Raw genomic sequence first — 2055 nt, 5'->3', positions numbered from 1 at the left:
GAGCAGACTTAAGCGGCGCAAGTGGTTTGGACTATGATAGTTTAGCTAGCGCATACTCGCTTTTTGGTTCAATTCTTGACGAAGACATTGAAGCTGAACTGAGGTTAAAGGGGCGCCCAGACTTGTTTTTAGATAAGTGAATACAAGTAGCTTAACAAAGCGTTTAAGGCGGATTCCCAACGCTTGGCATTTTTGGTTCTACTTCAAATTTTGTGTTTATGGCACAATGCGTTAGGTTGGGTGGTAGCGTTGCTCACCACTTAACGCGGCGTTAGTACGGGTTTGACATCAAAGGTCATAAGTTTTGGTGTTTATCTGTTTTGGCGCTCGTATTTACACCTTTCAGTTAGTGCCTTTCACGTTCTTTCCGGTGGCACTATATGCGAAGTGTTCGCTTTGATTTCATCGCTTACGGCTTCTAACTCTTAACCTATTTCTTTGGTGCTTCTTCATCTTTGTGGTGGCTTTTGAGAAAACCTTGATTACTTTTGGTGTGGCTGTTGAAGTACGAGGAAAGAATCCTTTTCTAATTTGAAGCAAGTGAAAGTAGGGCAGTTCAGTGCGTTTTTCTTCTAGCCAACTTTCGTCTTTCAACCGGGGTAAAGTTTTGTAGCTGCCCGTCTCACTTCAGTGTTCAAAGCCTTTCATATCATCTCAGTTTTCAATATCTTGGAGCGCATAAATAGAAGTAGCGCATGTACTAACAAATTGCTTAAGAGTGATTCGTAACGCGTGGCATTTTTACTTTGCGGTGGCTTAGGGTGATTAAGGCGCCGTGCGGTAGCTTTTGTATTGCGTTACTCACACCTTAGCAAGGCGTTATACCGCAATCAATCATCTAACCTTTTCATGGCTTTACGGTAAACATCGCTACGTTCTCGTTTTCCGACTGCTAAGACGGTTACAATGATGACATCGTCTTCAACTTTGTAGACGAGACGGTAGCCCGATTGACGCAACTTAATTTTATACATGTTGTCAGCTCCAGAAAGTTTTGAAGCTGGAACATGTGGGTTATCTAAGCGCTCGATTAGCTTTTTCTTAAATTGTTGTTGCAGAGTAGAGCCAAGCTTTTTCCACTCTTTGAGTGCGCTCTTTTTAAAGTCGAGTTTATAGGTCATCAATATTTACCGAAATGCTCTCTTCAGATTCACGCTCTTTAGCGATAGCTAGTAGTTCAAGATCTTCGAGTCTGTCCATCATCATTTCGTACGCTTCGGCAGGTACGCAATAAAATGCTGGCTCATTTCGGTTTAATACAGCAACAGGTTCGCCGTAAGCACTAGTTGCAACTTTCATAGGGTTAGCTTTCAACTCAGTAATGCTTGCAGCAACATCGGCTAAAATTCTAGTGGTCATATAATCGGTCTCTTAAATGGTCTTTATGTTGGTCATTTTAGCCTCAACCAAGCGGTATAACAAGTTGCTTAAGAGTGATTCGCAACGCGTGGGATTTTTACTATGCGTCGGTTTATGTGTTTAAGGTATTATGCGGAGGCTAAGGTATTGCGTTGCTCACACCTTAGCAAGGCGTTATGCTCTTAGGAGGAAGTTGTGTTTCTCAGGGAAAAAGAGAAAGCTTTGAATAAAGGTGCAATTTTAATCGGCACTATAGGTATTATCTGTATTTCTATTGCTTCAGGAAGCTTATTTGTAGCGCTAGGTTTGAGCTCAATAGTCGCAATTAGCTTATTACTACAGCAAAAATTTCCGGATAAAAGTGGTCTTTACAGCATCGAGGTCCTAGGTGGGCGTATTACTCTTAAACTTGGCAACAGTACACTTTGGCATTTGAATGTATGTGATGTTGAATCTTCTGATATAAGTTACTCAAGGGACGGCACAGTGCTCAAAGAAATTACTTTAAAAACAGCGAACGACAGTTATGTATTACCAAAACTTGAGTGCTTTGAAACTACCGATGTTTCGCTGCTTGTAAGTTTTGTGCAAACCCTAAAAGAACGAGCATAACAAATTGTTCAAGAGTGATTCGGCACGCGTGGCATTTTTACTATGCGTTGGTTTTAGTGGTTAAGGTAGTATGCAGCGGCTTTT

At 41.4% G+C, this 2055-nt stretch carries 3 protein-coding genes; 1 reads left to right on the top strand and 2 read right to left on the bottom strand.

What is annotated here, in order from left to right; all coding sequences use genetic code 11:
- Positions 1-830: 830 nt before the first annotated feature.
- The gene (locus CAG69_RS06520; RefSeq protein ID WP_005377002.1) at positions 831-1121 is read right to left on the bottom strand and encodes a type II toxin-antitoxin system RelE family toxin; all 291 of its coding nucleotides are present in this window, start codon (positions 1119-1121) and stop codon (positions 831-833) included.
- Positions 1111-1359 (bottom strand): type II toxin-antitoxin system Phd/YefM family antitoxin, encoded by a 249-nt coding sequence (locus tag CAG69_RS06515; protein WP_005377003.1) that lies wholly within the window; start codon positions 1357-1359, stop codon positions 1111-1113. The genes CAG69_RS06520 and CAG69_RS06515 overlap by 11 nt, the downstream gene beginning before the upstream one ends.
- Before the next feature lie 195 nt (positions 1360-1554).
- Between CAG69_RS06515 and CAG69_RS06510 the strand changes: the two genes are divergently transcribed.
- Positions 1555-1971 (top strand): hypothetical protein, encoded by a 417-nt coding sequence (locus tag CAG69_RS06510; RefSeq protein WP_161443280.1) that lies wholly within the window; start codon positions 1555-1557, stop codon positions 1969-1971.
- Positions 1972-2055: the final 84 nt, after the last annotated feature.

It is taken from the genome of Vibrio sp. V43_P6S15P86 (assembly GCF_009904725.1).
GTDB lineage: Bacteria > Pseudomonadota > Gammaproteobacteria > Enterobacterales > Vibrionaceae > Vibrio > Vibrio diabolicus.
This window is presented reverse-complemented; position numbering and strand designations above follow the sequence as displayed.